Source organism: Aeromonas sp. 603607, assembly GCF_049171595.1.
Classification (GTDB): domain Bacteria; phylum Pseudomonadota; class Gammaproteobacteria; order Enterobacterales; family Aeromonadaceae; genus Aeromonas; species Aeromonas veronii.
Genome location: NZ_JAAKOV010000003.1, coordinates 227,711 through 253,046, shown reverse-complemented (window position 1 = coordinate 253,046; position 25,336 = coordinate 227,711). Strand labels below are relative to the sequence as shown.

Here is a 25,336-nt window from a genome sequence, read left to right as displayed (position 1 = left end):
AATAGCCGCGATCTACAAGCACACTAAAAACAGTGGAAGAGACATCATGTACCAAGAATTGATCCGCAATGAACTGACCGAAGCTGCCAGCGTGCTGCAGGCCTTCCTGGCTGATGAGCAGAACCTGAAAAACATCGAAGCGGCCGCCAAACTGCTGGCTGACTCTTTCAAGGAAGAGGGCAAGGTGCTCTCTTGTGGCAACGGTGGTTCCCACTGTGACGCCATGCACTTTGCCGAAGAGCTGACCGGTCGCTATCGCGAGAACCGCCCGGGTTACGCCGGTATCGCCATCTCCGATCCGAGCCACCTCTCCTGCGTCTCCAACGACTTTGGCTATGACTATGTCTTCTCCCGTTACGTAGAAGCGGTCGGCCGCCGTGGCGACGTGCTGCTTGGTATCTCCACCAGCGGCAACTCCGGCAATATCCTGAAAGCCATCGAGGCTGCTCGCGCCAAGGGGATGAAAGTGATCGCCCTGACCGGCAAGGATGGCGGCAAGATGGCAGGTCTGGCGGATGTCGAGATCCGGGTTCCGCACTTTGGCTATGCCGACCGTATTCAGGAAGTGCACATCAAGGTGATCCACATCCTGATCCAGCTGGTCGAAAAAGAGATGGCCAAGTAATCAGGCTGTCACTACCAGACAAGGGCAACGCCGGTAGCATGGTTCGCCATCGGCCGGTTGTTGCCAGTCACAGGGGAAGAGATTGCGCCTTCCCCTGCTGTCTGTCGAACCAGCGTGCTGGTCGAACATGACACAAGCCAAATCATGAAAGGAGTCTGCCGGATATGTGCGAACTGCTCGGCATGAGTGCCAATGTGCCGACCGATATCTGCTTCAGCTTTACCGGGTTGATGCTGCGCGGCGGCAAGACCGGGCCCCACAAGGATGGCTGGGGGATCACCTTTTACGAAGGGAAGGGCTTTCGCACCTTCAAGGATCCCGAGCCCAGCGCCCAATCTCCCATCGCCAGACTGGTACAGGCGCTGCCCATCAAGAGCTGCGCTGTGGTCAGCCACATTCGGCAGGCCAATCGTGGCTGCGTGTCACTGGAAAATACCCACCCCTTTACCCGTGAGCTGTGGGGCCGTTACTGGACCTTCGCCCACAACGGTCAGCTGACCGGTTACAAGAAGCTGCCAACCGGTCGCCACCGTCCGGTAGGGGATACCGACAGCGAACACGCCTTCTGCTGGCTGCTCGACCGGTTGGAGCAGAAGTACCCCAAGCGTCCTGCAAACTTTCCCGCCATGTTTCGCTATATGGCCACCTTGTGTGATGAGCTCAGAGCATTCGGGGTGTTCAACATGCTGCTCTCGGACGGGGAGTATGTGATGAGCTACTGCAGCAACAACCTGCACTGGCTGACTCGCTGCGCGCCATTTGGCGAGGCGAGTTTGCTGGATGAGGAGGTGGTGATCGATTTCCAGAGCGAGACCACACCCAACGATGTGGTGACGCTGGTCACGACGCGGCCGCTGACCGGCAATGAGAACTGGATCAAGATGGCCCCCGGCGAATTCAATCTGTTCCGGCTTGGGGAGCGGGTGGCGACCAATCGGGTTGCGCTTGGGCAAGATAAAAAAATACCAGGGTAGATACCTACCCTGGTTCTTCGCAGCAGCCATAAAAGGCAAAAGGGATGAGAGGTGTTGCTGAGCATCATCACTCTGACGGCATTGAGTGTTGATCAATTGTTAATTTGTGGCAATCAAGTTGTTGTCTTGACGGGCGCTTGAGCATCGCTATTTCGATACTGATCACATTTTTTGCCACTTTATTCCCTGAGCCATCCAATCGGGTGCTTCATCACTGCCTGGTCGTGAGCCACGACATCGAAAACTATCTATAGTATGGTCTGTTTGAATACCGTTCTGGAGGAGCCTCGCATGGAGTGGGTGGATCGCAAGGTGTTGCAGCAGCTGGCAGAGGATATCGGTCCGGATATGCTGCCCGTGGTCATCGCAGTCTTTATTGAAGAGGTGGGCGAGCAGCTGAGTCAGCTCAGACCCCTCTATGAACAGGGAGAGTGGGAGGCGCTGGCTCGGGTGGCGCACAGCATGAAATCATCCTGTGGCAGCTATGGCGCCATGCCGAGTTATCAGCAGGTGATGGCACTTGAGATGGCCAGCAAGCAGGCCGATGTGGCCGAGGCAGAGCGCCAGTTGCAACTGCTGGAGGCCTCCTTGCCCCAAGTGCTCGCGTTTCTTGCCGATTATCAGTAACGGCGCCATGCAGGGGTGCCGGGGCGCAGTGACCGTTGCCTAACGCTGGTTGAGCAGTTGCTGGATGATCCGGTCCAGCGCCAGTTTAAGCTTCAATCGATCGTGCCGATGGGGCAGCTCAAGCTCGCCCAGCTCGGCTTCGATCACACGCCCTTGCCAGCCCCCCGCATCACCTGCGCCCTGTGGGGCCAGGATGGCATCCAGCCGACCCTGACCGACCCGGGATTCCAGCCAGCGACACTGACTCATCAGATCCAGCTGGCTGGCAGGGCCGTTTTCCGCCACCAGATTACAGACGAAAACCAGCATGGCGCTGCTCTCGTTGATGGCCTGGGCGATCTCGGCCAGCAGCAATGGCGGCATGATGGAGGTGAGGAAACTGCCCGGCCCCAGAATGATCATGTCCGCCTGCTGCAATGCCAGCACCGCTTCGCGGGTCGCTTGCACCTCCGGCATCAGGCCGAGGGAGAGGGGTGGTGTTGCCAGTTGATCGATGGATACCTCTCCCAGGATCTGGGTGCCACACTCCATATGGGCGCAGAGATCGGTGGGAAATTCAGACATGGGTAGCAATTGTGACTCTATTTTGAGCATGTCACTGATCAGCTTGATAGCATCAAGAGGACGGACACAGAGATTATCGAGCGCCAGCAGCATCAGGTTGCCAAGGTTGTGGCCCGCCAGCTCGCCTTTGCCGGCAAAGCGGTATTCGAACAACAGGCTGCCGATGCTGGGATCGGTGACCAGCTGGTTCAGGCAGTTGCGCAGATCGCCCCAGGCGATGCACTCCTGACTCTTGCGCAGGCGTCCGGTCGAGCCGCCATCATCTGTGGTGGTGACGATGCCGGTGAGCCGTTGACCGAGAAACGAGAGGGACGAAAGCACTCGTCCCATACCATGGCCACCACCGATGGCAACGACCCGATCGAAGTCATTGATGTTTTTTTGCCACATATGGGCGTCCTGTCATTGGTCTCAGTTGACCGCTATGTTAGCAAGCGAAGCGAGATAATTGTTTGATAAAGGTATGATTTTTGCTTGAGGCTGCCATTCGATAAAAGAAGGAGATGGTGTTGAAATTTCTGACCGTTCACTCCCTCGCCCAGAATTCATCGCTGGCGGCCCAAGATATCTGCGCGCAGCTGCGCCACCATGCCGATCAGGCCCCCTCCCTGCTGTTGCTCTATTTTACCCAAGCCTATGAGGGGGCGATACTGCGCGACGCGCTCAAATGCCAGTTCCCGACGACCCGCCTGCTTGGGTGCAGCTCTTGCGGTGGTGTCATGACCGAGATGGGGCACCACGCCCGAGACGGATATGGGCTGGCGGTTGCTGCTCTGTACGATGAGAAAGGGGCATTCGGGGTAGCCGGTGCCAGCGGTGACGGGGTGGATGTGCGGCAGTTGCTGCGCCGAGCCATGAGCGACTGTGGTCGACCGGGCGAGCTGCCCCAGCTGATCCTGTTTCATGCCAGTCCCGGCAAGGAGGAGGGGCTGCTGGCCGGAATCGAGGCAGAACTCGGTGCCTCGGTGCCGGTGGTCGGTGGATCCGCGGCTGATAGCAGCGTCAGCGGTGACTGGCAGCTCTGCTGGGATGAGGCGGTGGCTCAGGATGGCATCGGTCTGGCGGTGCTCTATCCCGATTGCCAGCTCGCTTTTCAGTTTCACTCCGGTTATGTGCCTGCCGAATTCAGTGGTGAGATCACCGCCTGCAACGGGCGGGAGGTACTCACCATCGATCACCAGCCTGCTGCCGAGGTCTATGCCCGCTGGTGCGGTCGCGAGCAGCCCTGGCCGGTGGGGGCGATTTTGCGGGAGACCACGCTCACCCCGCTGGCCCGTCAGGTGGGAGCGCTGGATGGCATTCCTTACTACAAACTCTCCCACCCCGAAGCTGTGACCGAACAGGGCGGGCTGCGGCTCTTTACCGATGTGGTGCAAGGGGAGCGTCTGCTGTTGATGTACAGCAGTCAGGAAGGGTTGTTGCAGCGCAGCCTCAATGCCATGCGTATCGAGCCAGGGTATGGGGTCGACGTGGAATTGCAGCCTATCGGCGCTCTCATCATCTTTTGTGCTGGTTGTCGTTTGGCGCTAGGTGATATGTTGTGCCAATTTGTCGAGCAGAGCCAGGCTCGCCTCGGCAAGATCCCTTTTATCACCCCCTTTACCTTCGGCGAGCAGGGGCGGCTGCCCAATGGCGAGCTGGCCCACGGCAACCTGATGGTATCGAGTGTGATCTTTCTGACCGCTTGAGCAGAGCAGGATACAAGATGATTGGCAACAGTGAATTGGAAGCCCTTGGCGACAAACTGCAGGCGACCCTGGTCGATCTTATGCGCTGTCGTGAGCGCGAGGCCAAGTATCGTCATGAATCCCATACCCTGCTGAAAGGGGTGGCTACACTGGCTGATGCCAAAACGCTGGAGCAGGTGCTGGAGAGCCTCATTCAAGTGCTCAAGCCCTTTATCGGCTTTGAGCATGCGGATGTGGTGGCCTGGAGTGGGGAACAGGGCATCACCCACCTCAGTACCGAGCCGGAACAGTGCGGTCGCAGCTGGTTGATGACCCCGGCCTTTGCTCGTGCCATTGCCGGAGAGACGTTGGTGATCTATGACCCGTTCCAGTTGCCTGAGCTGGCACCGCTGGCGAGCGAGCCGGGCTGGGCCAGCCTGATGCTGACCGGGCTGCAGGCCCCCGGCTTTACCGCCGTTATCCTCTGTCGGCACTCGCTGGCCGGCTCCTTCGATCTGACCAGCAAGGCGGCCATGCAGCGCTGCCGTCCGTTGATTTCACAAGCGCTGGTCAACATTGCCTATCGGGCCCGCTTGCAGGAGCAGGTCGATTTAAAAACTCAGGCCCTGCAGGCCAGTGAACGCCGTTTTCGCAGTTTTGCCGCCATGGCCTCCGACTGGTTCTGGGAGACCGATGCCGAACACCGGCTCAGCTATGCTTCCGAGCCCGGTTACCTTGACGAGATGACCCCGCTGGCAACCCGGCCGACCCTCTATGACTATGTCTGCAACAAGCAGAGTACCGAGTCACAGGCATATCTCGACCTATTGGAGCAGCGTAAACCGGTTCGGGCTGTACGCATGCAGGTTGCGATGCTCGACGGCCCCCGCTGGATGGAGGTGAGTGCCGAACCCTGTTTTGATCATGGGGGGGCTTTTACGGGATATCGCGGTACCGCACGCGATATCAGCCACCAGATCCATCGTGAAGAGGAGCTGGCGCGGGCACGGGACGATGCGGAGGCGGCCAACCGTGCCAAATCCCAGTTTCTTGCCATGATGACCCACGAGATCCGCTCCCCCATGAATGCGGTGCTGGGGATGCTCGACCTGGTGCTACACGCCGAGCTGGCACCCGAGCAGAAGCAGTTGCTACGTCATGCCACCCACTCTGCCAGATTGCTGCAGACCATCATCGACGATGTGCTCGATTTCTCTAAAATCGAGTCCCAGACCCTGGTGTTCCATTGCGAGACCTTGCAACCGATCCAGTTGTGTCAATCCGTGATCGAACCGTTGCAGAACCGTGCCGACGGCAAGGGCATAACACTGAGCTATCGGGTAGATGAAGCTGTCCCTGCCGAGCTGCAGGGAGATCCGGTGCGTCTTACCCAGGTGATGGGCAATCTGCTGGACAACGCCCTCAAATTTACCGAACAGGGAGAGGTCACTCTCCATCTGGGTTGGCAGGATGAGAAGCTGCTGATCTCGGTCTCCGACACCGGGATCGGGATCGCTGATGCGGATCAGGCGCTGCTGTTTGAACCCTTCTCCCAGGTCGACAACTCGGCCACCCGGCGTTTTTCCGGTACCGGCCTCGGTCTTGCCATCAGCAAGCGTCTGGTGACGCTTATGGGGGGAGAGATCCACCTGAAGAGCGAGCCGGGCAAGGGAAGCTGTTTCTGGTTCGAACTGCCCGGCATGGCGCTACCCTGCCATAGCCAGCCGCAGCGGGAGGAGGGGGCTTCGGCACTGTTGCCACTGGATGTGCTGGTGGTGGAGGACAGCCCGGTGAATCAGCTGGTGGTGTCGCTGATGCTGCAAAAACTGGTGGGCAAGGTTCGGCTGGCTGCCAATGGTCTGGAAGCGCTGGCGCAGGTGGATGAGCAGCTCCCGGATCTGATCCTGATGGATATGCGGATGCCCCTGATGGACGGACTGGAAGCGACCCGACGCTTGCGTGAGTTGGGATGCACCATGCCTATCGTCGCCCTGACGGCCAATGCGATGGCGGAGGACAAGGCGTGCTGTCTGGCGCAGGGGATGGATGACTTTCTCGCCAAGCCTATCACCTTGTCACGGTTGAGAGAGTGTTTGCAGCGTCACTTTGGTCAGCGGTTGCCGACGCGCGGATAAAAAAAATGGTCAACTTTGTGGGTTGACCAGTTCTTCAGCAAATACTGAAGAGAGCACGGGATAAATCGGGTTGTATCAATCTACATGAAAAATCTGTGCCAACTTTTTCAGGACTCTTTTGTGTTCAATTTTGGCCGTTTAGCGCAGCGGCTCTCTCTTGTTATGGCGTTTTGCGTTCCTACTTGCTCGCAAAATGCGAATTTCACATTTTCATTGTTGGAATAATTGCATTTTGCAACGCTGTTTTTGTCATTGTGAAATCAGGCGATGCAGAAATTTACGGGCCGCTTCGCTGTTTTGTTTGGCAATCAGCATCTGCTTTTCATAAATCGGCATCGGCAATATCTCGAGCCAGCGCTGGCAGAGCCAGGCGGCATCTTCAAAGCGCTTGTCCGGATAGAGCTCATCAAGCTCCGGATACTGCTCGAACACTTCCCGCAGGCGATTGACCAGCAGCTTGTCGTTGAAATCTGAGTGGGTGCTCGGCCAGTTGGGCAGCATCTCCACCTTGGCCCGGCGCAGGCCCATCTCGTCTGTTTCCATCTCGTGGATGCAGAAGCGCTCCAGTCCCAGCACCGTCACTCCCAGCAGGCCATCATTAAGGCTGTAGAAGTCAGTCACCTTGACCCGGGTGCCCACCGGCAGAATGCGGCCGGATTGTCCCGAGGTGGTCGACTCTTCCATCACGATGCCAAAGCCCTGATCGTTGATGAATGACTCCTTGAGCATCTGCAGGTGGCGTGGCTCGAACAGACGCAGAGGAAGCTTGCCGCCCGGCAGTATGTGGGAAGGCAAGGGGAACAGTGCCAAAGGTTGTAGTTTCATGTTCCATCCTCCATTGAGTAGTTGCTGAATATGACAATGCAGCGACTGTGCCAGAGAATGAAAAAAGCCACCGGAGGGTGGCTTTTCGGGCGGTTGAGGGCGCTTAGTTGCGCTGCTCCAGATACATGACAGCCGCTTCCACGCGGCTTTGCGCCTCGAGTTTCTTCAGCAGGCTCTTCACGTGAACCTTGACCGTTCCCTCGGAGATATGGAGTACCGAGGCGACCTGTTTGTTGGAGAGGCCTTTTGCAATTTCGCGCAGGATTTGCATTTCGCGACGCGTTAAGCTTTCCAGCTTCTGCTGCAGGTGATCCAGCTCGTAGATGTTTTCGAGATAGGGGCGCAGCGGTTCGCTCAGGATCTGCTTGCCGGTCATCACGTCGGCCAGCTGGGCCAGCAGCAGATCAGGCTCGGTATCCTTGAGCAGGTAGCCGTCGGCACCGGCCTTGAGCAAAGCCACCACATCCTGACGGGCATCGGAGACGGTGAGGATCACTACCCGGGAGGTGATCTCTTCGGCCCGCAGCGCCTTGAGGGTATCGAGGCCGGAGAGCCCCTTCATGTTGAGATCGAGCAGGATCAGATCCGGCTCTGACTCTTTGGCCAGCGCCACGGCATCTGTGCCGTTGGAGGCTTCACCGGTCACCTCCATGTTCTCTTCCAGAGCCAGCAGCTGCACAATCCCTTTGCGCATGAGGGGATGGTCATCTACGACCAGAACTGTGTATTTCATCTCGTCCATCAGGCGTCTCTCGTTAGACTGGTGGGAAAGGTCAGATGCACGCAGGTGCCTTGTGGTTGCTGCTCGTTGATGGTCAGCAGACCGTGCAGTTTGCTGGCGCGCTCGTTCATGATGCTCAACCCGTAATGGTTGATCGCCGAGCTGGCGAGTCCGATCCCGACACCGTCATCTGAAATCTGAACCTCAATGTTACCACTGGCGAGGGTCTCACAGCTAACATCAATCACTTGCGCGTTGGCATGTTTGATGGCATTGAGCACTGCCTCACGGATCAACTGCAAAATGTGGATATGCTGGCCCGCCTCCAGGTCGTTGTCGGCCAGTCCGTAATGGAACCGGATTTCGGCCTGGGTCTGAGGTTGCAGTTGATCAAGCATGACGCGGATCGCTTCCCCCAGATTGGCATCGCCAATGGTGAGACGGAAGGTACCGAGCAGTTCGCGCAACTGGGTATAGGCATTGCTAAGCCCCTCGTCGATCTGCTGCATCGCCTCCTGCGCCTTGTCATGCTGCCCCTTGGCGTAAGAGCGCTTGAGCAGGGTGGACTGGATCTTGAGATAGGAGAGGGCCTGCGCCAGCGAGTCGTGCAGCTCCCGGGCGATCACCGCCCGCTCCTCCATCAGCAGCAGTCGCTGCTGTTGCAGCAGGGTCTGGTCTTTGTGCAGCACCTGAGCCAGCAGCATGGTGAAGTTCTTGATCAACCGCTCATCGATGGGGTGCTGGCTGATGATGTCGAGGCGGCCGAACTCCTGTTCATCCATCTGCAGATAGAAGCTGGCGACCGCATCGAGATCGCCGGGCCAGCCGGTGCGCCCCGAGATGTAGACCGGCATGGCGTTGTGCTCGAAGCGGGTCAGCCGGATATGGTCGATATGCTGGTGGGCGGCAGCGCGGTCCAGCAGTTTGATGAGGGTACGGGTACTGAGCGGGGCGGCGTGCAGCTTCTGGGCGGTCGAGTAGAGAAACGAGAGGGTGTCGTTGGCCTGTTGCAGCTTGGCGGTTTTCTCTTCCACCTTGTTTTCCAGCTCCCGATAGAGCTTGCCCAGCTCGTCGGCCATGGTGACGAAGGCGCGTGACAGCTCCCCCAGCTCGTTTTCGCCGTGGGCGGGCAGCTTAAGATCGAAATCCTGCCGCTGGATCTGGCGAGCGCAGTAGACCAGCTGGTTGAGGGGGGCGACCACCTGCTGGCGGGTGAAGCGCACCGTGAACCAGGCGATAGTGATGATGGCCAGCAGGCCGAGCCCCTCTGCCAGTGCCAGCATCCTCACCTTGAATTCCACGTGGTACTGCATCTGATTGACGAAATTGTCGATGGCCGCCACAAACTGCTCGGTGTTATCGGTGTACCGTCTGGGGGTGCGATCCTCGATGTGCTGGCGCATTACCTGCCACTGGCCGAGCACTTCGCCATAGGTGCGACGCAGGGAGGCAGGAGTGATCCAGCGCTGGGTCTCCTGCAACTCTTCGGCGTGCAGGGTCTCTTCAAACTGGGAGAGGCGCCCCAGCACGCTGTCGCCCCGCTCGATTTCGTAGGCCATCCGGTAGGCCTGCATCCGCAGCGAACCGGAGAGGTTGATCGCCTTGGCATCGGGTACCGAGTAGAAGAGGGTGACCATGGCGACCAGCGCGATCAGGCTGGCCATAAAGAGGATCAACACCATGGCGCGGCCAATGGCACTGCTGACCGAATGGACCCTGAACCGTTTTCCCATACTGATGCGCACCTCTGAATAGTGATAAGGACCCCGCAAGATGCGTGGGAGTGTACTCCAACTTGTGTTAGCATCGAAAAACTAGATGAACTCCGAGCGGTTTTGCCTAAGTCCTAGCGATAGGGGGAAACCAGCCGTCAGCCGACGTTCGAGCTGTAAGGGTCAGGAAAGAAATGCCCTGGCCTCCCGTATTTGGAAAGGTGTTTATGTTGCCACTTGAAGATGGTTTTTCCCGTCGTTTTTACTATTTGCGTCTGTCGGTGACCGATGTGTGCAATTTCCGTTGCACCTATTGTTTGCCTGACGGCTATCGCCCCCCGGAAGGTCACAAAGCGGGGCGTCAACCCTTTCTCTCGATTGACGAGATCCGCCGCGTGGTCAGCGGTTTTGCCGCCATGGGCACCCGCAAGGTGCGCATCACGGGGGGCGAGCCCTCCCTGCGCCGCGATTTCACCGAGATCGTCAAGGTGATTGCCACCACCCCGGGCATCGAGAAAGTCGCCATGACCACCAACGGCTATCGCCTCAAGGAGCGGGCTCAGGAGTGGTTTGATGCCGGACTCAACGCGCTGAATGTCAGTGTCGACAGTCTCGACCCGCGCCAGTTTCACCAGATCACCGGAGAGAACAAGCTGGCCGAGGTGATGGAGGGGATCGAAGCGGCACTGGCTGCCGGTTTCAAATCGGTGAAGATCAATGCGGTGCTGCTCAAGGGACTCAACGACTACCAGCTCGATGCCTTTCTGGGCTGGATCAGGCACAAGCCCATCGAGCTGCGCTTTATCGAGCTGATGCAGACCGGCGAGATGGATACCCTGTTTCGTGACCACCATGTCAGCGGCGAGCAGATCAAACAGCGCTTGCTGGAGAGTGGCTGGGTGCAGCAGTTGCGGGGCACGGATGACGGTCCGGCGCAGGTCTTTATGCACCCCGATTCGCAAGGTGGGGTGGGGCTCATCATGCCCTACAGCAAGGATTTCTGTGCCGGTTGCAACCGGCTGCGGGTCTCCTCGCTGGGGAAGCTGCATCTGTGCCTGTTTGGCGACAACGGCATCGACCTGCGGGATCTGCTCGGCGCAGATGGGCAATCTGATGAGCTGCAACAGCGCATTCGCGCGGCACTGGCGGGCAAGAGTGCCACCCATCGTCTCCATGAGGGCAATGCAGGCATCACCCCTCATCTCGCCTCGATCGGCGGATAACCGCAAAAAAATCGCCAACGATTAAATAGCAATCCTCACATGGAGGTATTTTAACCGATACCTCCATTTTTATTGCGCTGCAAGGCTTTGATCTGGCGCAAGAATCCCCCCTGTTTATCTCCCTGGTGGTATATCCCTTACCTTGTCAGGGCCGCAATATACACCCACTCTTATAATTGGTATCAAGAATGCCAATCATGGACTCGCACTGTCCCCTTCTTCACCAGAACAGGAGTCAACATGCCGGATGAGATCGATCTTGCCCGCCGCGGCCTGTTCCGGGGGCGGCTGAGAACCGCCGAACCGCCGGTGCAGTTGCCCTGGTCAGTCAACTGGTCGGCATTTGTCGCCGACTGCACCCGCTGCGGGGATTGTCTGGCCGCCTGTCCGGAGCAGATCCTGGTAAATGGCGAGGGCGGTTTTCCGGTGGTCGATTTCCAGCGTGGCGAATGCACCTTCTGCACCGAGTGTGTCACGGTCTGCAAGGTGCCGTTGTTTCGCCCGACCAGCGAGTTCCCTTGGCACTACAAGGCCCATATCGAGGCCAACTGTCTGGCCAATGGTCAGGTGTTCTGCCAGCGCTGTCAGGACAGCTGCGAGCCCAATGCCATTCGCTTTATTCCGGTGCTGGGGCGTGTGCCCACCCCGACGGTCGAGCCGGATCGCTGTAATGGCTGCGGCGCCTGTGTGCAGGATTGTCCGGTTGGTAGCATCAAGGTCGACGGGCGAGCCGCCCTATCCGGTGGTGCGAGCCAGCCCACCCTCAAGCAGGAGTCAGAATGAGTCAGAAGCCGTGTGACACAGAAGCCACAATGGATCAGGAGTTCCATGTATCGAGTCTGGTGGTGCTGAGCCAGCCCCCTTTGCGCCATCAGCTCGCCGAGCAGATTGGCGCCCTTGAAGGGGCCGAGATCCACGCCGTCAGTGACGAGGGCAAGCTGGTCGTGACCCTGGAAGGTCCGAGCCAGCGGCCGATCATGGCGGCCATTGATGCGATACAGGCGATGCCGGGTGTGCTCTCTGCCGCCCTGATTTACCACCAGTTCGATGAACTGGGCGGTCACTGAAAAGAGTGATGGGATGCCGGGCGTGCCCTCTACCAGCTGATGGCTGGCTCCCGTTCGACAGATTCGACAACTATTACGCGATAAGCAATGTGAGGATATGCCATGAAGCTGAGTCGACGCGACTTTATGAAGGCCAACGCGGTGGCAGCTGCCGCTGCCGTGGCCGGTGTCAGTGCCCCCACGCTGGCAGCCAATCTCATCACCAGTACCGACAAGACGGCCATCCATTGGGATAAGGCTCCCTGCCGCTTCTGCGGTACCGGCTGCTCCGTGCTGGTGGGCTCTCAGGATGGTCGGGTCGTGGCGACTCAGGGCGACCCCGATGCGCCGGTCAACCGTGGCCTCAACTGCATCAAGGGCTACTTCCTCTCCAAAATCATGTACGGTCAGGATCGCCTCACCCAGCCGATGCTGCGGATGAAGAACGGCAAGTTCGACAAGGATGGTGACTTCGCTCCCATCAGCTGGGATCAGGCCTTCGACATCATGGCCGAGAAGTTCAAGGCCACCCTCAAAGAGAAGGGCCCGACAGCTGTCGGCATGTTCGGTTCCGGCCAGTGGACCGTCTGGGAAGGTTACGCCGCCGCCAAGCTGATGAAGGCCGGTTTCCGTACCAACAACATCGACCCCAACGCCCGCCACTGCATGGCCTCCGCGGTCGTCGGCTTTATGCGTACCTTCGGTATGGATGAGCCGATGGGCTGCTATGACGATATCGAGCAGGCCGACGCCTTCGTGCTGTGGGGCTCCAACATGGCCGAGATGCACCCCATCCTCTGGTCGCGGATGTCCGATCGTCGTCTCTCCAATCCGGATGTACAGGTGCACGTGCTCTCCACTTTCGAGCACCGCAGTTTCGAACTGGCGGACAACGGTATCGTCTTCACGCCCCAGACTGATCTGGCGATCCTCAACTATGTCGCCAACTACATCATTCAGAACGACAAGGTGAACTGGGACTTCGTCAACAAGCACACAGTGTTCAAGAAAGGTGCCACCGACATCGGTTATGGTCTGCGTCCGACCAACCCGCTGCAGCAGAAAGCGAAGAACCCGGACAGCGGCGATGCCACACCGATGACCTTCGAGGAGTTTGCCAAGTTCGTGGCGGATTACGATGTGGAGTCGGTCTCCAAGCTCTCCGGCGTCTCCAAAGAGAAGCTGGAAAAGCTGGCCAAGCTCTATGCCGATCCGGGCAAGAAGGTGGTCTCCTACTGGACCATGGGTTTCAACCAGCATACCCGTGGCGTCTGGGCCAACAACCTCTGCTACAACATCCACCTGCTGACCGGCAAGATCTCCGAGCCGGGTAATGGTCCTTTCTCACTGACCGGCCAGCCCTCTGCCTGTGGCACCGCGCGTGAAGTGGGTACCTTTGCCCACCGTCTGCCTGCCGATATGGTGGTGACCGAGCCCAAGCACCGCGCCATCGCCGAGCAGATCTGGAAACTGCCGGAGGGGACTATTCCCGACAAGGTGGGTTTCCACGCCGTGCTGCAGGATCGCATGCTCAAAGATGGCAAGCTCAATGCCTACTGGGTGATGTGCAACAACAACATGCAGGCTGGCCCCAACATGAATACCGATCGCCTGCCTGGCTATCGCGATCCACGCAACTTCATCGTGGTCTCCGATCCGTACCCGACCGTCACTGCCCAGGCAGCGGACCTCATCCTGCCCACCGCCATGTGGGTGGAGAAAGAGGGGGCCTACGGCAATGCCGAGCGCCGCACCCAGTTCTGGCACCAGCAGGTGAAAGCGCCGGAAGGGGCCAAGTCCGACTTGTGGCAGCTAATGGAGTTCTCCAAGCGCTTCAAGGTTGAGGAAGTGTGGCCGGCTGAGCTGATTGCCAAGATGCCGGAAGTGAAAGGCAAAACCCTGTTCGATGTGCTCTATGCCAACGGTCAGGTCAACCAGTTCCCGAAAGAGCAGAGCAAGGGGATGCTGAACGACGAAGCCGAGCACTTCGGTTTCTACGTCCAGAAGGGGCTGTTCGAGGAGTACGCCACCTTCGGTCGCGGTCACGGCCACGATCTGGCGCCGTTCGATCAGTACCACGAAGCCCGTGGTCTGCGCTGGCCTGTGGTAGATGGCAAAGAGACCCTGTGGCGCTATCGCGAAGGGTTTGACCCGTACGTGAAAGCGGGCGAGGGGGTGCGTTTTTATGGCAAACCCGATGGCAAGGCGGTCATCTTCGCCCTGCCGTTCGAGCCCGCCGCCGAGTCGCCGGATAAAGAGTACGATCTGTGGCTCTCCACCGGCCGCGTGCTGGAGCACTGGCACACCGGCACCATGACCCGTCGGGTGCCCGAGCTTTATCGCGCCTTCCCGGATGCGGTGCTCTTCATGCACCCGGACGATGCCAAGGCTCGCGGCGTGCGCCGTGGTGAAGAGGTGATCGTCTCTTCCCGCCGTGGCGAGGTGAAGACCCGTGTCGAGACCCGTGGTCGCAACCGTCCGCCGAAAGGACTGGTCTTCATGCCCTTCTTTGATGCCAGCCAGCTGGTCAACAAGCTGACCCTGGACGCCACCGATCCGCTCTCGAAAGAGACCGATTACAAGAAGTGCGCCGTCAAGGTGATGAAGGCTTAAGGCGGGGGAGTACGAGATGAGTCGTAGTCGTCGCCAGTTTCTGGCCGACATGGCCAAGGGGGCCTGCGGTGTGGGCCTGCTTGGCGCGGGGCTCGGTGGCGTGGCCCGCCAGCAGGCACAAGCTGTGCCTGCCCAGGCGCTGCGTCCGCCCGCAGCTCTCGATGAAACAGAGTTCCTCAGCGCCTGCGTGCGTTGCGGGCTCTGCGTTGAGGCCTGCCCCTACGACACCCTCAAGCTCGCCCGGCTGTTTGACCCTGTGACCACTGGTACCCCTTATTTCAAGGCGCGTGCCGTGCCCTGCGAGATGTGTGATGACCTCCCTTGTGTGGTGGCCTGTCCGAGCGGGGCGCTGGATCAGCAGATGACCGACATCGATCAGGCCCGGATGGGGGTGGCAGTGCTCATCGATCACGAGACCTGCCTCAACTATCTGGGTCTGCGCTGCGATGTCTGTTATCGGGTCTGCCCGCTGATTGACAAGGCGATCACTCTTGAGCTGCAGCATAACCAGCGTACCGGCAAGCACGCCATGTTCCTGCCCACGGTACACAGCGATATCTGTACCGGCTGTGGCAAGTGTGAGCATGCCTGCGTGCTGGAGGAAGCGGCCATCAAGGTGGTGCCACGCCAGCTTGCCAAAGGTGAGCTGGGTCATCACTACCGGCTCGGCTGGGAAGAGAAGGCCAAGGCGGGGAACAAGTCGCTCATCGGCGACAGGCTCACCCTGCCCACCCGCAAACCGGAGGGGTTATGAGTCGTTATCCGGGGGAAGAGGCTCGCATCAAGCTGGGGTGGTGGCGTTCCCACCGCTTCCTGATGCTTCGTCGGCTGAGTCAGTTCAGCGTGCTCGGGCTGTTTTTGCTGGGGCCGCTGGCGGGCATCTGGATCCTCAAGGGCAACCTCTCCAGCTCGCTGTTGCTGGAAACAATGCCGCTGACCGATCCCCTTACGCTGTTGCAGTCGCTGGCGGCGGGCCACTGGCCCATCACCACCCTCTGGCTGGGGGCTGCCATTGTGCTGGCCGGTTACTGGCTGGTGGGGGGGCGGGTGTTCTGCTCCTGGGTCTGTCCGGTCAACCTTATCACGGATGCAGCAGCCTGGCTCAGGGGGCGCCTTGGCCTCAAGGGCAATGGCCAGTTCAGCCGTGCGACCCGCTACTGGCTGCTGGCCATGGTGCTGGTGGTGCCAGCGGTGGTCGGGGTGATGGCGTGGGAGTTGGTCAATCCGGTGTCGCTCGCCATGCGCGGTCTGCTGTTTGGCATGGGGGCTGGCTGGGCCCTGCTGGCGGCGCTGTTCCTGTTCGATCTTTTCGTGGTTGAGCGGGGCTGGTGCGGTCATCTCTGTCCGGTGGGGGCCTTCTATGCCCTGGTCAACCGGGTCGGATTTATCAAGATTTCTGCCAAGGGGCGCGAGCGGTGCAACAACTGCATGGATTGTTATGCGGTCTGCCCGGAACGTCCCATCCTGCGCGGACCTGTTCATGGTGCCAAGCGCGGTCACGGGCCCTTGATTGCGGCTCAGGAGTGTACCAACTGTGGCCGCTGCATCGATGTCTGCGCGGAACAAGTTTTTGAAATCACTGTAGGTTTTGCCGTCAAGGCAGAAAAAACGTCGGAGAACAAATAATGAAAAAGCTGATTGGAGCAATGCTGGCCTGCCTGATGGCGGGATCCTTGATGGCAGCGGCCCCCGAGATCACCAACAGTACCGGTGGCCTCAAGTCCGAGCGTGGCGCCACCGATCTGGTGACCGATGCCACTGCCGCTCCCCTGAAAAACTTCCGTAAGGATGGCGCGCCCTACGATCGCCAGTACATGCATCAGCCGCCGCTGATCCCCCACGACATTCGCAACTATGAGGTGGATACCAAGGTCAACAAGTGCCTGGCTTGCCACAGCTTCAAGAATGCCAGTGCCATGAAGGCCCCCAAGATCAGTCCGACTCACTTCGAGACCCGCGACGGCCTGACCCTGGGTGAAGTGTCGCCGCGTCGCTACTTCTGCCTGCAGTGCCATGTGCCGCAAGCGGATGCCAAGCCGCTGGTGGAAAATACCTTTAAACCGGTTGAAGCGCTGAACTGAGGAATCCATAGATGAAATTACCCGGCTTTATCCAGCGTCTGTGGACCACCTTCAAGTCACCGTCGAAGGCGGCTCTCTGGGTCATCCTGCTGATGGGCTTCTTCGGTGGCGTGATTTTCTGGGGTGGCTTCAACACCGCCATGGAAGCATCCAACACCGAGGCCTTCTGCACCAGCTGTCACGAGATGAAGGACAACGTGTACGAGGAGTACCGCGACACCATTCACTACGCCAACCGCTCCGGCGTGCGGGCCAGCTGCCCGGATTGCCACGTGCCCCATGAGTGGACCTACAAGATCATCCGCAAGGTGCAGGCATCCAAGGAGCTGTGGGGCATGATCACCGGCAAGGTTGATACCCGCGAGAAGTTCGAGTCGCACCGACGCGAGATGGCGGAGCGGGAGTGGCAGCGGATGAAAGAGACTGATTCGCGCGAGTGCCGCAACTGCCACAACTTCGAGTACATGGACTTCTCCCTGCAGGGACAGCGTGCCGCCAAGATGCACTCTACCAATCTGGCCAGTGGTGAAAGTACCTGTATCGACTGTCACAAGGGGATTGCCCACCAGCTGCCCGACATGACCGGGGTGAAAGGGTTCTGATCCTGCGACGACAGGCCGGGTTTACCCGGCCTGCGTTTTGTTCATATATGGGACAAGCATCAGATTTGTGTTTCTTTTAAATCCCATATCTCGTGAAACCTTTGATAGAATCAGCCCGCCGTCACACGCTTGAGCAAGTTGGTCACCCCTGTCTGCGTCAGTTTTTGCGCCCTGACAGCTGGCCTCTCATACCCCTTATCTTCCTGCCTCGTTGACGGCCCATAGCCACAAGGAGCTGCCCGATGGGACAGAAACACAACGCATTTATTCCCCTCAAGATCGCCGTGCTGACGGTCTCCGACAGCCGCACCGCCGCCGATGACAGCTCGGGCGACTATCTGGTCTCGGCCCTTACCGACGCGGGCCATCAGCTGGCCGATCGGGCGCTCTGCCCGGACAACCTGTTTCGCATCCGCGCGCGGGTGAGCGAGTGGATCGCTGATGAGGGGGTGCAGGTGGTACTGATTAACGGCGGTACCGGCTTCAATGAACAGAACCGGGTACCGGAAGCGGTCGGTGTGCTGTTCGAGCGCACCGTACAGGGTTTTGGCGAGATGTTTCGTCAACTCTCTTTTGCCGAGATTAAAGGCTCCGCCATGCAGAGCCGTGCGCTGGCTGGGCTCGCCAATCGCACCCTGATCTGCTGTCTGCCGGGCTCCACCGGCGCCTGTCAGCTGGGTTGGGAGCAACTGATCCGCGATCAGCTCGATGCCCGCACCAAGCCGTGCAACTTTGTCTCCCACCTCTGAGAGCAAACGATGAACCAGACAGATACCAAGCAGACCCAGCCCAACCTGACGCATCTGAACCAGAGCGGCGAAGCCCATATGGTGGATGTGACCGACAAGCAGGTGACCGAGCGCGAAGCCCGCGCCGAGGCGTTTGTTGTCATGGCCCCCGAGACGCTGGCGCTGATCCTGAGCGGCCAGCACCACAAGGGTGACGTGTTCGCCACCGCCCGCATCGCCGGCATCATGGCTGCCAAGAAGACCTCCGATCTTATCCCACTCTGCCATCCGCTGGCCTTGACCAAAGTCGAGGTGGAGATAGTGCCGCTGCCCGAGCAGCAAAAGGTGCATATCCGCACCCTCTGCAAGCTCTCCGGCAAGACTGGTGTCGAGATGGAAGCGCTGACCGCCGCGTCGGTAGCGGCGCTGACCATCTACGACATGTGCAAGGCGGTGCAAAAGGACATGGTGATCGAACAGGTGCGGCTGGTAGAGAAAAAGGGCGGCAAGTCCGGCCATTTTCAGCTGGGGTCAAATAGCGGGGAGCAAGCATGATCAAGGTACTGTTTTTTGCGCAAGTAAGAGAGCTGGTGGCCTGCGATGAGCTGAGCCTGCCCTGCGACTATGCCACCGCCGAACAACTGCGTGCGGCGCTCTGTGAACGCGGCGACAAGTGGGCGCTGGCGCTGGAAGCTGGCAAGCTGCTGGTGGCGGTCAACCAGACCCTGGCGCCCCTCGATACCCCCATCAACGATGGCGATGAGGTGGCCTTCTTCCCGCCGGTGACCGGAGGCTGAGCCATGAACGACGTAGCCATTACAGACCGCATTCTGGTGCAGCGTGAGGATTTCTCGCTGGCGGACGAATATGCCCGCCTCGCCACCCGCGCCGACAGTGGCGCCATCGTCACTTTTGTTGGCAAGGTGCGCGACTTCAATCAGGGGGAGGAGGTGAAGGGGCTTGCCCTCGAGCATTACCCCGGCATGACCGAGAAGGCGCTGGCCGATATCGTGCAGGAGGCCCGCCGCCGCTGGCCGCTGCAGGAGAGTACCCTCATTCATCGTATCGGCGAGTTGTGGCTTGGCGATCAGATCGTGCTGGTGGCGGTGAGCAGTGCCCACCGCGACGCCGCCTTTGACGCCTGTCACTTCATCATGGATTTCTTGAAAACCCGGGCGCCGTTCTGGAAAAAAGAGCTGACTGCCGAGGGTGTGCAACGCTGGGTCGAGGCCAAGGAGAGCGACAACGCCGCCGCCGCCCGCTGGCAAGCCTGACCTGTTCATCACGAGGGGCGCAGGTTCAACGGGAACCACGGCCCCGCCAAGGGGCGCGGATGTGCGGGCCCCATCAGGAGAAAGGGAATGAAACCGCTGTTATCTGTTGTCATCGTAGGAGTCTGCGCCGCCACCTTGCATACCGGTGTCGTGCAGGCCGATGAAGTGAAAGTGGCCGTGGCGGCCAACTTCAAGGGCACCATAGATCGTATCGGCAAGGAGTTCACCGCCAAGACCGGCCACACCCTGGCCATCTCGTCTGCCGCCACCGGAGTGCTCTACACCCAGATCAGTCACGGCGCACCGTTCGATCTCTTCCTCTCCGCCGATGCGGCGACCTCCGAGAAGCTGGAAAAAGAGGGCAAGGGGAGTGAGCGCTTCACCTACGCCATCGGTCAGCTTGGGTTGTGGAAGAAGGGCGGCCCGGCCCCTGATGAAGCGACCCTGCGCAGCTGGAAAGGCAACCTCGCCATCGCCAATGCCCGCACCGCCCCCTATGGTGCAGCTGCCATGGCGACCCTCACCCATCTCAAGATCGATCCCAAGCAGTACCGGCTGCTGACCGGCGCCAACATCGGCCAGACCTGGCAATTTGTCGACACCGGCAATGCTGAACTGGGCTTTGTCGCCTGGGCCAATCTGGTTGAGGCGGGCAAGACTGGCGAAGCCTGGGCTGTGCCTGCGAGCTTCTATCCCCCCATCGAGCAGCAGGGGCTGGTATTGAAGAAAGGCGCCGCGGTCGAGGCGCTGGTGGCCTGGCTCAAGGGGCCGGGTCAGGCGCAGATCAAGGCAGCGGGTTATGCCTTGCCCCAATAAGGGGATGGGCCTGATGCGATACCCTGAGTGGTCGGCCTTCGGGTCGGCCACTCTTTGCAATAAGGATGGATACCATGCTGTTGGGGGCATTTATCAACCGGGAGGTCGGCAATGAGTGAAGGGGATCTGCTGGCGGTCTGGCTCACCCTGAAGCTTGCGGCCTGCACCACAGCGATTTTGCTGTTGCTGGCACCGCCGCTGGCCTGGTGGCTGTCGCGCAGTCAGAACCGGCTGCGGCCGCTGGTGGAGGCGCTGGTGGCACTGCCGCTGGTGCTGCCTCCCACGGTACTGGGTTTTTATCTGCTGCTCGCCTTCTCCCCCGAATATGGTTTCGGCGCCTGGTGGCGCGACACCTTTGGCGCCCCGCTCGCCTTCAGTTTTCTCGGCCTGCTGTTTGCCTCCATCCTCTATTCGCTGCCGTTCGTGGTGCAGCCGCTCACCTCCGCCTTCGTCAACATGGGCAACAAGGAGCTGGAAGCTGCCGCTACCCTGGGGCTTGGCCCGCTGGAGCGCTTCTTCCACATCATCTTGCCGATGACCCTGCCCAGCTTTGTGATGGCGGCGGCCCTTGGCTTTGCCCATACATTGGGGGAGTTTGGCGTGGTGCTGATGATTGGCGGCAATATCCCCGGCGAGACCCAGGTGCTCTCGATTGCCCTGTTTGATCATGTGGAGGCGATGGATTACCAGAACGCCCATATTTTGGCGGGCGGCCTGATGGCCTTCTCGCTGGTGATGCTGGTGCTGGTCTACGGGGTGTTGCAGCGCAGACAGCGGAGAGTGTTTGGATGAACCAGCCCGCCACTATGCCGCCAGTGAACGAGCCGCACCGACATGCCTTGAACCTCCATGCCCGGCGCGAGTTTGGCTCCTTTACCCTCGATTGCGCACTGACTCTCGAACTGGGTGGGATCCTCGGCCTGTTCGGCCCCTCGGGCTGTGGCAAGAGCACCCTGCTGCGCATCATCGCCGGGCTCGATCGCCGAAGCGGGGATCGCTTGCGGTGGCGCGCTCGGGAGTATGCTCAACTTCTGCCCGAAGCGCGCCGGATCGGGCTGGTGTTTCAGGACTCGCGGCTCTTCCCCCATCTGACGGTGCTTGGCAATCTGCAACTGGCGGCCCGCAAGGGGCGAGGGCGCTGGCAGCCCGAAGCGCTGGCGGCTCGGCTCGGTTTTGCCGATCTGCTGGGGCAGCCTGCCCATGCCCTCTCTGGCGGTCAACGCCAGCGGGTGGCATTGGGGCGGGCGCTGCTGGCCGAGCCTGATCTGCTGCTGCTCGATGAGCCTTTCTCGGCGCTGGATCGGCGCAGCCGCATCCATCAGGCCCATGTGCTCAAGGGGTTGCAGCAGGAGAGCGGCATCCAGATGATCTTCGTCAGTCACGCCATGGAGGAGGTGAGCCTGCTCTGCGATCAGCTGGTGCTGCTGGAAAGTGGCAGGGTCGAGGCACAAGGCAGGCCGAGCGAAATCTTCGCCCGCACCGACCTGTCACTCGCCAGCCGTGACGATGCCGGAGTGATGCTGGCGGCGACCCTCTCTCACTACGATGAAGAGGAGCAGATGGCGACCCTGCAGCTTGGTGAGCAGCAACTGCGGGTCACCATGACCCATGTGCCGGACGAGAGCGGCCCTTTGCAGATCAAGGTGGCGGGGCGCGATGTGGTGATTGCCACAGCACCTATCGAGCACTCCAGTCTCTCCAACTGTCTCGTCACCCGTCTGCTGGCGGTGCGCGAGGTGCGCCCCGGCCAGACCCTGTTGCAGTTGGCGCTGGGTGAGCAGATACTGCTGGCCCGGATCACCAGCCGCTCCGCCAGGCGGCTGGCGCTGGCGCCGGAGCAGCAGATCTACGCTTATATCAAGGCGGTGAGTCTGGTCAGCGAAGGCTGATTGGGCGCCGTGCTGATAACGTGGCAGGATAACCACGGGTGACATAACAACAAGAGATGGTTCAGGTGATAAGTCGAGAGGCAATACACTGATGCGCCGCAATCAGGTGATGAAATTCAACGGTCTTTCACTGCGCAGCGCGGGGGAGGGCCCCTTGCTGTTGCTGCTGCATGGGCTGGGCTCCTCCAGCCTCGACTGGCAGGCGCAGATCGAACGGTTTTCCGAACACTACCGGGTGGTGGCGCTGGACTTGCGCGGCCACGGCCAGAGCATGCAGGAGGGGCCGTTCGATGTGGCGACCCTGGCAGCCGATGTGGTGAACTGGCTCGATGCACAGCCAGAACCCGCCTGGGTGGTGGGATTGTCGCTGGGGGCCATGGTAGCGCTGGAGCTGGCGCTGCAACTGCCCCACAAGGTGCAGGGGCTGGTGCTGGTCAACGGTTTTAGCGAGTTTCTGCTGGAGAGCCCCAAAGAGCAGGAGCGTTACGCCCAGCGCCTCAAGTGGCTGCGCTGGTTCGGTATGCGCCCCCTCGCCTGGTGGCTGGGACGCGAGCTCTTCCCGGGCCCGGATCTGGTACAGGTGCGCCACACCTTCCGGCTGCGTTTCGTGCGCAATAAAAAGAAAACCTACAAGGCGCTGCTGGAGGCGTTACCCGGCTGGTCGGTACGCGCCCGGCTCGGCGCCATCTGGCAGCCGGTGGCCATCATCTCCACCAGTCACGACTACCTGCCGCTGGCCAAACGGGTAGAGCAGTTTGCCGCCTTGCCCAACGCCACCATCCACACCCCCAACGGCCACCACGCCTGGCCTGCGGAAGACCCCTCGGGCTTTAATCACCTGTTGCAACGGATCCTCACGACCCATTGAGGAAGGGGTTGTTAGGTGCAGGTACCAAAAAGCCGAACCACAGGGTTCGGCTTTTTTGATCCCGTTTGCTTTATGGATGGGAGCAGACCGGGCAGTCGGGGCGCTTGGGCAGCTTCATCTCGCGGAAGGTGCTGCTCAGGCCGTCGATCATCAGCAGGCGGCCGCTGTAGCTTTTGCCCATGCCTGCCAAGAGCTTGATAGCTTCCAGCGCTTGCAGGCTACCCACCAATCCCACCACGGGGGCGAGCACACCTGCCTCGACGCAGGTGAGGGCCTGCTCGCCAAACAGGGCGCTGAGGCAGGCGTAGCAGGGCTCATCTTCCTGCCAGGTGAAGCTGCACAGCTGTCCCTCCAGCCGGATGGCGGCGCCGCTGACCAGCGGCACCCTGTGCTGGCGTGCCTTTTGATTCAGCAGGTTGCGAATGGCCAGATTGTCGGTGCAATCCAAGACCAGCTGATGCCGTGGCAGCAGGGTATCGAGCAGCGCTTCATCGGCCACGGCAGCGTGGGTCTCCACCTTGAGCCAGGGATTGAGCGCGCGCAGCGACTGGGCGGCAGAGTCTACTTTGTAGTGACCGATGCGCTCATCGTTGTGCAGCACCTGACGCTGCAGGTTGGAGAGCTCCACCTTGTCGAAATCGACCAGGGTGAGCTGGCCAACTCCGGCCACCGCCAGATACTGGCTGGCGGCGCAACCAAGGCCACCGGCGCCGATCACCAGCACACGGGCCTGCTTGAGCGCCTCCTGTCCCTCGAAGTCGAAGGATTTGAGGATGATCTGGCGGTTGTAGCGCAGCAGTTCGGCGTCGCTCAGGATCTCGCTCACAGCAGCAATCCCCCGAATGGCTCCACGGTCACCGTCTCGCCCGCGGCGACGCGGCCCCGCTCCCGTTCAAGAACGATGTAGCAGTTGGCTCGTGACAGGGAGCTGAACACGGCGGAGTCCTGCGAGCCGGCGCTGCGCACCTCGAGGCCGTTTGGTCCCTGACTCATGATGCCGCGCTGGAAGTCGAGTCGGCCGGGGCTCTTTTTGAGTGGCTCGGCCGCAATGGCTTGCAGCTGGAGTGGCCGCTCGAAGTGCTGGCCCGCCAGCTTGGCCAGCGCCGGTTGCACCAGCTGATCGAAGGTGACCATGGCGGAGACAGGGTTGCCCGGCAGGCCGAAGAACCAGGCGTGGGGCAGACGGCCGAAGGCAAACGGCTTGCCCGGCTTGATTGCGAGCTTCCAGAAGCCAATCTCGCCGAGCTCGTCCAGCAGCTGTTTGGTGAAGTCCGCTTCCCCTACCGAAACGCCGCCGGTGGTGATCAGCACATCGGCCTCTTCATCTGCACGGATAAAGGCGGCGCGCAGCTGGGCGGGATCGTCCGGGATGATGCCAAGGTCGAGGCAGTCGCAGCCCAGCCGCGCCAGCATGGCCCGCACGCCGTAGCGGTTGGAGTCATAGATATTGCCGTGGGCAAGCGGGGTGCCGACCGGTTTGAGCTCGTCACCGGTACTGAAAATAGCCACTTTCAGCGGGCGGCGCACTGCGACGGTTGCCACGCCAAGGGAGGCCAGCAGTGGCATCTCTCTTGGGGTGAGGCGAGTGCCGGCAGGCAGCACACAGGCGCCCTTGCCGATATCGCTGCCGGTGCAGCGGATATTCTGGCCCGGTTCGGGCTGTGCCAGAAAAGTGATCCGATCGCCGTCGGCCTGCGTTTCTTCCTGCATCACCACCGCATCTGTGCCTGGGGGGACCGGAGCACCGGTCATGATCCGCACGCAGTGGCCAGCGGGCCATTCTCCCTGATAGGGCTGACCGGCAAAGGCCTTGCCCGCCATGATGAGCTGGGTGCCACTGGCGAGATCTGCAAGGCGTACGGCATAACCGTCCATGGCAGAGTTGTCGAAGGGGGGCACGGCGAGGGGGGAGGCGATATCACAGGCCAGTACCCGGCCAAGGGCATCTGGCAGGGGCAACTGCTCGCTGTCGCAGCAGCAGGCAAGTTGTTCCAGCATCCCTTGCAGGGCATCGCTTAAGGGGAGTAGTCCGCTGGTATCAAATCCCATCGTCATGACCTCTTTCTATGATTGAAGGCGGGATTATCACAAAATTCCCCGGGGATGGGCAGGTTATCTCGAGGGAATCTCGGGGTAATCGGCGCAAAAACGGGGGTAGATGGCCATAAAGTATGAGGTGACGCACAAGTTGACTTGAATCTTGGCGGCAATGGCCGTTTACTATGCCGCCATAACAGATGGCCGTCACATCCCGTGTGGCTACCATTACAGCGATATCGTCGGCCTTGTGCGCCGCCATTACATAATGGGTTGCTCCTTGAGCTGCCCTCACAGTCCCTGAGCGTG

General features: G+C 60.2%; 27 protein-coding genes and 1 riboswitch. Of the genes, 21 read left to right on the top strand and 6 right to left on the bottom strand.

From position 1 onward, the window contains the following. The first annotated feature begins 46 nt into the window (after positions 1–46). The 3 genes from lpcA to G5315_RS05470 all read left to right on the top strand — a co-directional run bounded on the left by lpcA (position 47) and on the right by G5315_RS05470 (position 2,226). Complete coding sequence (lpcA, locus tag G5315_RS05480) at positions 47–625, top strand: D-sedoheptulose 7-phosphate isomerase (RefSeq protein WP_005334485.1); 579 nt, start codon at positions 47–49, stop codon at positions 623–625. Between the two features lie 164 nt (positions 626–789). Beyond that, positions 790–1,599, top strand: a complete 810-nt coding sequence (locus G5315_RS05475; protein WP_421172031.1) for a class II glutamine amidotransferase — start codon at positions 790–792, stop codon at positions 1,597–1,599. Positions 1,600–1,890: 291 nt separating this feature from the next. Further along, complete coding sequence (locus tag G5315_RS05470; RefSeq protein ID WP_005353511.1) at positions 1,891–2,226, top strand: Hpt domain-containing protein; 336 nt, start codon at positions 1,891–1,893, stop codon at positions 2,224–2,226. Between the two features lie 39 nt (positions 2,227–2,265). On the opposite strand, the gene G5315_RS05465 is transcribed toward G5315_RS05470, so the two are convergent. After that, positions 2,266–3,180, bottom strand: coding sequence for a gluconeogenesis factor YvcK family protein (locus G5315_RS05465; RefSeq protein ID WP_201937091.1), 915 nt, complete (start codon positions 3,178–3,180; stop codon positions 2,266–2,268). Between the two features lie 113 nt (positions 3,181–3,293). Here G5315_RS05465 and G5315_RS05460 point away from each other — a divergent pair, with 113 nt between their 5' ends. Both G5315_RS05460 and G5315_RS05455 read left to right on the top strand, forming a co-directional pair. Further along, complete coding sequence (locus G5315_RS05460; protein ID WP_421332654.1) at positions 3,294–4,478, top strand: FIST signal transduction protein; 1,185 nt, start codon at positions 3,294–3,296, stop codon at positions 4,476–4,478. A 17-nt stretch (positions 4,479–4,495) separates the two neighbouring features. Next, a complete protein-coding gene (locus tag G5315_RS05455; RefSeq protein WP_201937093.1) occupies positions 4,496–6,592 on the top strand; it encodes an ATP-binding protein in 2,097 nt (698 codons plus the stop codon). Between the two features lie 249 nt (positions 6,593–6,841). On the opposite strand, the gene G5315_RS05450 is transcribed toward G5315_RS05455, so the two are convergent. The 3 genes from G5315_RS05450 to narQ form a co-directional block, all read right to left on the bottom strand. Then, positions 6,842–7,417 carry an LON peptidase substrate-binding domain-containing protein gene (locus G5315_RS05450; RefSeq protein ID WP_201937094.1) on the bottom strand — a complete coding sequence of 192 codons (576 nt, stop codon included), beginning with the start codon at positions 7,415–7,417 and terminating at the stop codon, positions 6,842–6,844. A 103-nt stretch (positions 7,418–7,520) separates the two neighbouring features. Then, complete coding sequence (gene narL / locus G5315_RS05445; protein WP_005334471.1) at positions 7,521–8,159, bottom strand: two-component system response regulator NarL; 639 nt, start codon at positions 8,157–8,159, stop codon at positions 7,521–7,523. Continuing rightward, on the bottom strand, positions 8,159–9,871 hold the full coding sequence (gene narQ, locus G5315_RS05440; RefSeq protein ID WP_201937096.1) for a nitrate/nitrite two-component system sensor histidine kinase NarQ: 1,713 nt from the start codon (positions 9,869–9,871) through the stop codon (positions 8,159–8,161). The genes narL and narQ overlap by 1 nt, the downstream gene beginning before the upstream one ends. Before the next feature lie 78 nt (positions 9,872–9,949). After that, positions 9,950–10,090, top strand: a riboswitch (molybdenum cofactor riboswitch). Here narQ and moaA point away from each other — a divergent pair. The 16 genes from moaA (at position 10,078) to G5315_RS05360 (ending at position 22,990) form a co-directional block, all read left to right on the top strand. Further along, positions 10,078–11,073 (top strand): GTP 3',8-cyclase MoaA, encoded by a 996-nt coding sequence (gene moaA, locus G5315_RS05435; RefSeq protein WP_041202199.1) that lies wholly within the window; start codon positions 10,078–10,080, stop codon positions 11,071–11,073. (Overlaps the previous riboswitch by 13 nt.) A 240-nt stretch (positions 11,074–11,313) precedes the next feature. Continuing rightward, a complete protein-coding gene (gene napF / locus G5315_RS05430) occupies positions 11,314–11,856 on the top strand; it encodes a ferredoxin-type protein NapF (protein ID WP_421332653.1) in 543 nt (180 codons plus the stop codon). Positions 11,857–11,885: 29 nt separating this feature from the next. Then, positions 11,886–12,140: a chaperone NapD gene (locus tag G5315_RS05425; protein WP_421332661.1), complete on the top strand. Its 255-nt coding sequence runs from the start codon at positions 11,886–11,888 to the stop codon at positions 12,138–12,140. Positions 12,141–12,242: 102 nt separating this feature from the next. Beyond that, on the top strand, positions 12,243–14,732 hold the full coding sequence (gene napA, locus G5315_RS05420) for a nitrate reductase catalytic subunit NapA (RefSeq protein ID WP_421332652.1): 2,490 nt from the start codon (positions 12,243–12,245) through the stop codon (positions 14,730–14,732). Positions 14,733–14,748: 16 nt separating this feature from the next. Further along, positions 14,749–15,486: a ferredoxin-type protein NapG gene (gene napG, locus G5315_RS05415; protein ID WP_421332650.1), complete on the top strand. Its 738-nt coding sequence runs from the start codon at positions 14,749–14,751 to the stop codon at positions 15,484–15,486. Continuing rightward, positions 15,483–16,358, top strand: coding sequence for a quinol dehydrogenase ferredoxin subunit NapH (gene napH / locus G5315_RS05410; RefSeq protein ID WP_257687424.1), 876 nt, complete (start codon positions 15,483–15,485; stop codon positions 16,356–16,358). Before napG ends, napH begins: the two co-directional genes overlap by 4 nt. Then, positions 16,358–16,813, top strand: coding sequence for a nitrate reductase cytochrome c-type subunit (locus tag G5315_RS05405; protein ID WP_005334452.1), 456 nt, complete (start codon positions 16,358–16,360; stop codon positions 16,811–16,813). Before napH ends, G5315_RS05405 begins: the two co-directional genes overlap by 1 nt. Positions 16,814–16,824: 11 nt before the next feature. Beyond that, on the top strand, positions 16,825–17,415 hold the full coding sequence (locus tag G5315_RS05400; protein WP_107685087.1) for a cytochrome c3 family protein: 591 nt from the start codon (positions 16,825–16,827) through the stop codon (positions 17,413–17,415). A gap of 242 nt (positions 17,416–17,657) precedes the next feature. After that, positions 17,658–18,164 (top strand): molybdenum cofactor biosynthesis protein B, encoded by a 507-nt coding sequence (gene moaB, locus G5315_RS05395; protein WP_005344126.1) that lies wholly within the window; start codon positions 17,658–17,660, stop codon positions 18,162–18,164. 9 nt (positions 18,165–18,173) lie between these two features. Next, positions 18,174–18,698, top strand: coding sequence for a cyclic pyranopterin monophosphate synthase MoaC (gene moaC, locus G5315_RS05390; RefSeq protein WP_421258131.1), 525 nt, complete (start codon positions 18,174–18,176; stop codon positions 18,696–18,698). Next, on the top strand, positions 18,695–18,940 hold the full coding sequence (moaD, locus tag G5315_RS05385) for a molybdopterin synthase sulfur carrier subunit (RefSeq protein ID WP_111901427.1): 246 nt from the start codon (positions 18,695–18,697) through the stop codon (positions 18,938–18,940). Before moaC ends, moaD begins: the two co-directional genes overlap by 4 nt. Before the next feature lie 3 nt (positions 18,941–18,943). Beyond that, entirely contained in the window at positions 18,944–19,417 is a 474-nt protein-coding gene (moaE, locus tag G5315_RS05380; RefSeq protein ID WP_421332649.1) for a molybdopterin synthase catalytic subunit MoaE, read from the top strand. Between the two features lie 87 nt (positions 19,418–19,504). Then, the gene (modA, locus tag G5315_RS05375; protein ID WP_421332648.1) at positions 19,505–20,233 is read left to right on the top strand and encodes a molybdate ABC transporter substrate-binding protein; all 729 of its coding nucleotides are present in this window, start codon (positions 19,505–19,507) and stop codon (positions 20,231–20,233) included. 111 nt (positions 20,234–20,344) lie between these two features. After that, positions 20,345–21,025, top strand: coding sequence for a molybdate ABC transporter permease subunit (gene modB, locus G5315_RS05370; protein WP_005361814.1), 681 nt, complete (start codon positions 20,345–20,347; stop codon positions 21,023–21,025). After that, positions 21,022–22,122, top strand: coding sequence for a molybdenum ABC transporter ATP-binding protein (gene modC / locus G5315_RS05365; protein WP_421332647.1), 1,101 nt, complete (start codon positions 21,022–21,024; stop codon positions 22,120–22,122). Before modB ends, modC begins: the two co-directional genes overlap by 4 nt. A 91-nt stretch (positions 22,123–22,213) precedes the next feature. Beyond that, positions 22,214–22,990 carry an alpha/beta fold hydrolase gene (locus G5315_RS05360; RefSeq protein WP_421332646.1) on the top strand — a complete coding sequence of 259 codons (777 nt, stop codon included), beginning with the start codon at positions 22,214–22,216 and terminating at the stop codon, positions 22,988–22,990. Between the two features lie 70 nt (positions 22,991–23,060). Here the strand turns inward: G5315_RS05360 and moeB are convergent, their stop codons facing one another. Together moeB and moeA are read right to left on the bottom strand one after the other, a co-directional pair. Next, positions 23,061–23,816: a molybdopterin-synthase adenylyltransferase MoeB gene (gene moeB / locus G5315_RS05355; protein ID WP_421255010.1), complete on the bottom strand. Its 756-nt coding sequence runs from the start codon at positions 23,814–23,816 to the stop codon at positions 23,061–23,063. Beyond that, positions 23,813–25,039, bottom strand: a complete 1,227-nt coding sequence (gene moeA / locus G5315_RS05350; protein ID WP_421332645.1) for a molybdopterin molybdotransferase MoeA — start codon at positions 25,037–25,039, stop codon at positions 23,813–23,815. The genes moeB and moeA overlap by 4 nt, the downstream gene beginning before the upstream one ends. Between the last annotated feature and the right edge of the window lie 297 nt (positions 25,040–25,336).

Bases quoted from the DNA above. Each gene is read 5' to 3' on its own strand.
- lpcA (WP_005334485.1), top strand. From the start codon at position 47: ATGTACCAAGAATTGATCCGCAATGAACTGACCGAAGCTGCCAGCGTG.
- G5315_RS05475 (WP_421172031.1), top strand. From the start codon at position 790: ATGTGCGAACTGCTCGGCATGAGTGCCAATGTGCCGACCGATATCTGC.
- G5315_RS05470 (WP_005353511.1), top strand. From the start codon at position 1,891: ATGGAGTGGGTGGATCGCAAGGTGTTGCAGCAGCTGGCAGAGGATATC.
- G5315_RS05465 (WP_201937091.1), bottom strand. From the start codon at position 3,180: ATGTGGCAAAAAAACATCAATGACTTCGATCGGGTCGTTGCCATCGGT.
- G5315_RS05460 (WP_421332654.1), top strand. From the start codon at position 3,294: ATGGTGTTGAAATTTCTGACCGTTCACTCCCTCGCCCAGAATTCATCG.
- G5315_RS05455 (WP_201937093.1), top strand. From the start codon at position 4,496: ATGATTGGCAACAGTGAATTGGAAGCCCTTGGCGACAAACTGCAGGCG.
- G5315_RS05450 (WP_201937094.1), bottom strand. From the start codon at position 7,417: ATGAAACTACAACCTTTGGCACTGTTCCCCTTGCCTTCCCACATACTG.
- narL (WP_005334471.1), bottom strand. From the start codon at position 8,159: ATGGACGAGATGAAATACACAGTTCTGGTCGTAGATGACCATCCCCTC.
- narQ (WP_201937096.1), bottom strand. From the start codon at position 9,871: ATGGGAAAACGGTTCAGGGTCCATTCGGTCAGCAGTGCCATTGGCCGC.
- moaA (WP_041202199.1), top strand. From the start codon at position 10,078: ATGTTGCCACTTGAAGATGGTTTTTCCCGTCGTTTTTACTATTTGCGT.
- napF (WP_421332653.1), top strand. From the start codon at position 11,314: ATGCCGGATGAGATCGATCTTGCCCGCCGCGGCCTGTTCCGGGGGCGG.
- G5315_RS05425 (WP_421332661.1), top strand. From the start codon at position 11,886: ATGGATCAGGAGTTCCATGTATCGAGTCTGGTGGTGCTGAGCCAGCCC.
- napA (WP_421332652.1), top strand. From the start codon at position 12,243: ATGAAGCTGAGTCGACGCGACTTTATGAAGGCCAACGCGGTGGCAGCT.
- napG (WP_421332650.1), top strand. From the start codon at position 14,749: ATGAGTCGTAGTCGTCGCCAGTTTCTGGCCGACATGGCCAAGGGGGCC.
- napH (WP_257687424.1), top strand. From the start codon at position 15,483: ATGAGTCGTTATCCGGGGGAAGAGGCTCGCATCAAGCTGGGGTGGTGG.
- G5315_RS05405 (WP_005334452.1), top strand. From the start codon at position 16,358: ATGAAAAAGCTGATTGGAGCAATGCTGGCCTGCCTGATGGCGGGATCC.
- G5315_RS05400 (WP_107685087.1), top strand. From the start codon at position 16,825: ATGAAATTACCCGGCTTTATCCAGCGTCTGTGGACCACCTTCAAGTCA.
- moaB (WP_005344126.1), top strand. From the start codon at position 17,658: ATGGGACAGAAACACAACGCATTTATTCCCCTCAAGATCGCCGTGCTG.
- moaC (WP_421258131.1), top strand. From the start codon at position 18,174: ATGAACCAGACAGATACCAAGCAGACCCAGCCCAACCTGACGCATCTG.
- moaD (WP_111901427.1), top strand. From the start codon at position 18,695: ATGATCAAGGTACTGTTTTTTGCGCAAGTAAGAGAGCTGGTGGCCTGC.
- moaE (WP_421332649.1), top strand. From the start codon at position 18,944: ATGAACGACGTAGCCATTACAGACCGCATTCTGGTGCAGCGTGAGGAT.
- modA (WP_421332648.1), top strand. From the start codon at position 19,505: ATGAAACCGCTGTTATCTGTTGTCATCGTAGGAGTCTGCGCCGCCACC.
- modB (WP_005361814.1), top strand. From the start codon at position 20,345: ATGAGTGAAGGGGATCTGCTGGCGGTCTGGCTCACCCTGAAGCTTGCG.
- modC (WP_421332647.1), top strand. From the start codon at position 21,022: ATGAACCAGCCCGCCACTATGCCGCCAGTGAACGAGCCGCACCGACAT.
- G5315_RS05360 (WP_421332646.1), top strand. From the start codon at position 22,214: ATGCGCCGCAATCAGGTGATGAAATTCAACGGTCTTTCACTGCGCAGC.
- moeA (WP_421332645.1), bottom strand. From the start codon at position 25,039: ATGGGATTTGATACCAGCGGACTACTCCCCTTAAGCGATGCCCTGCAA.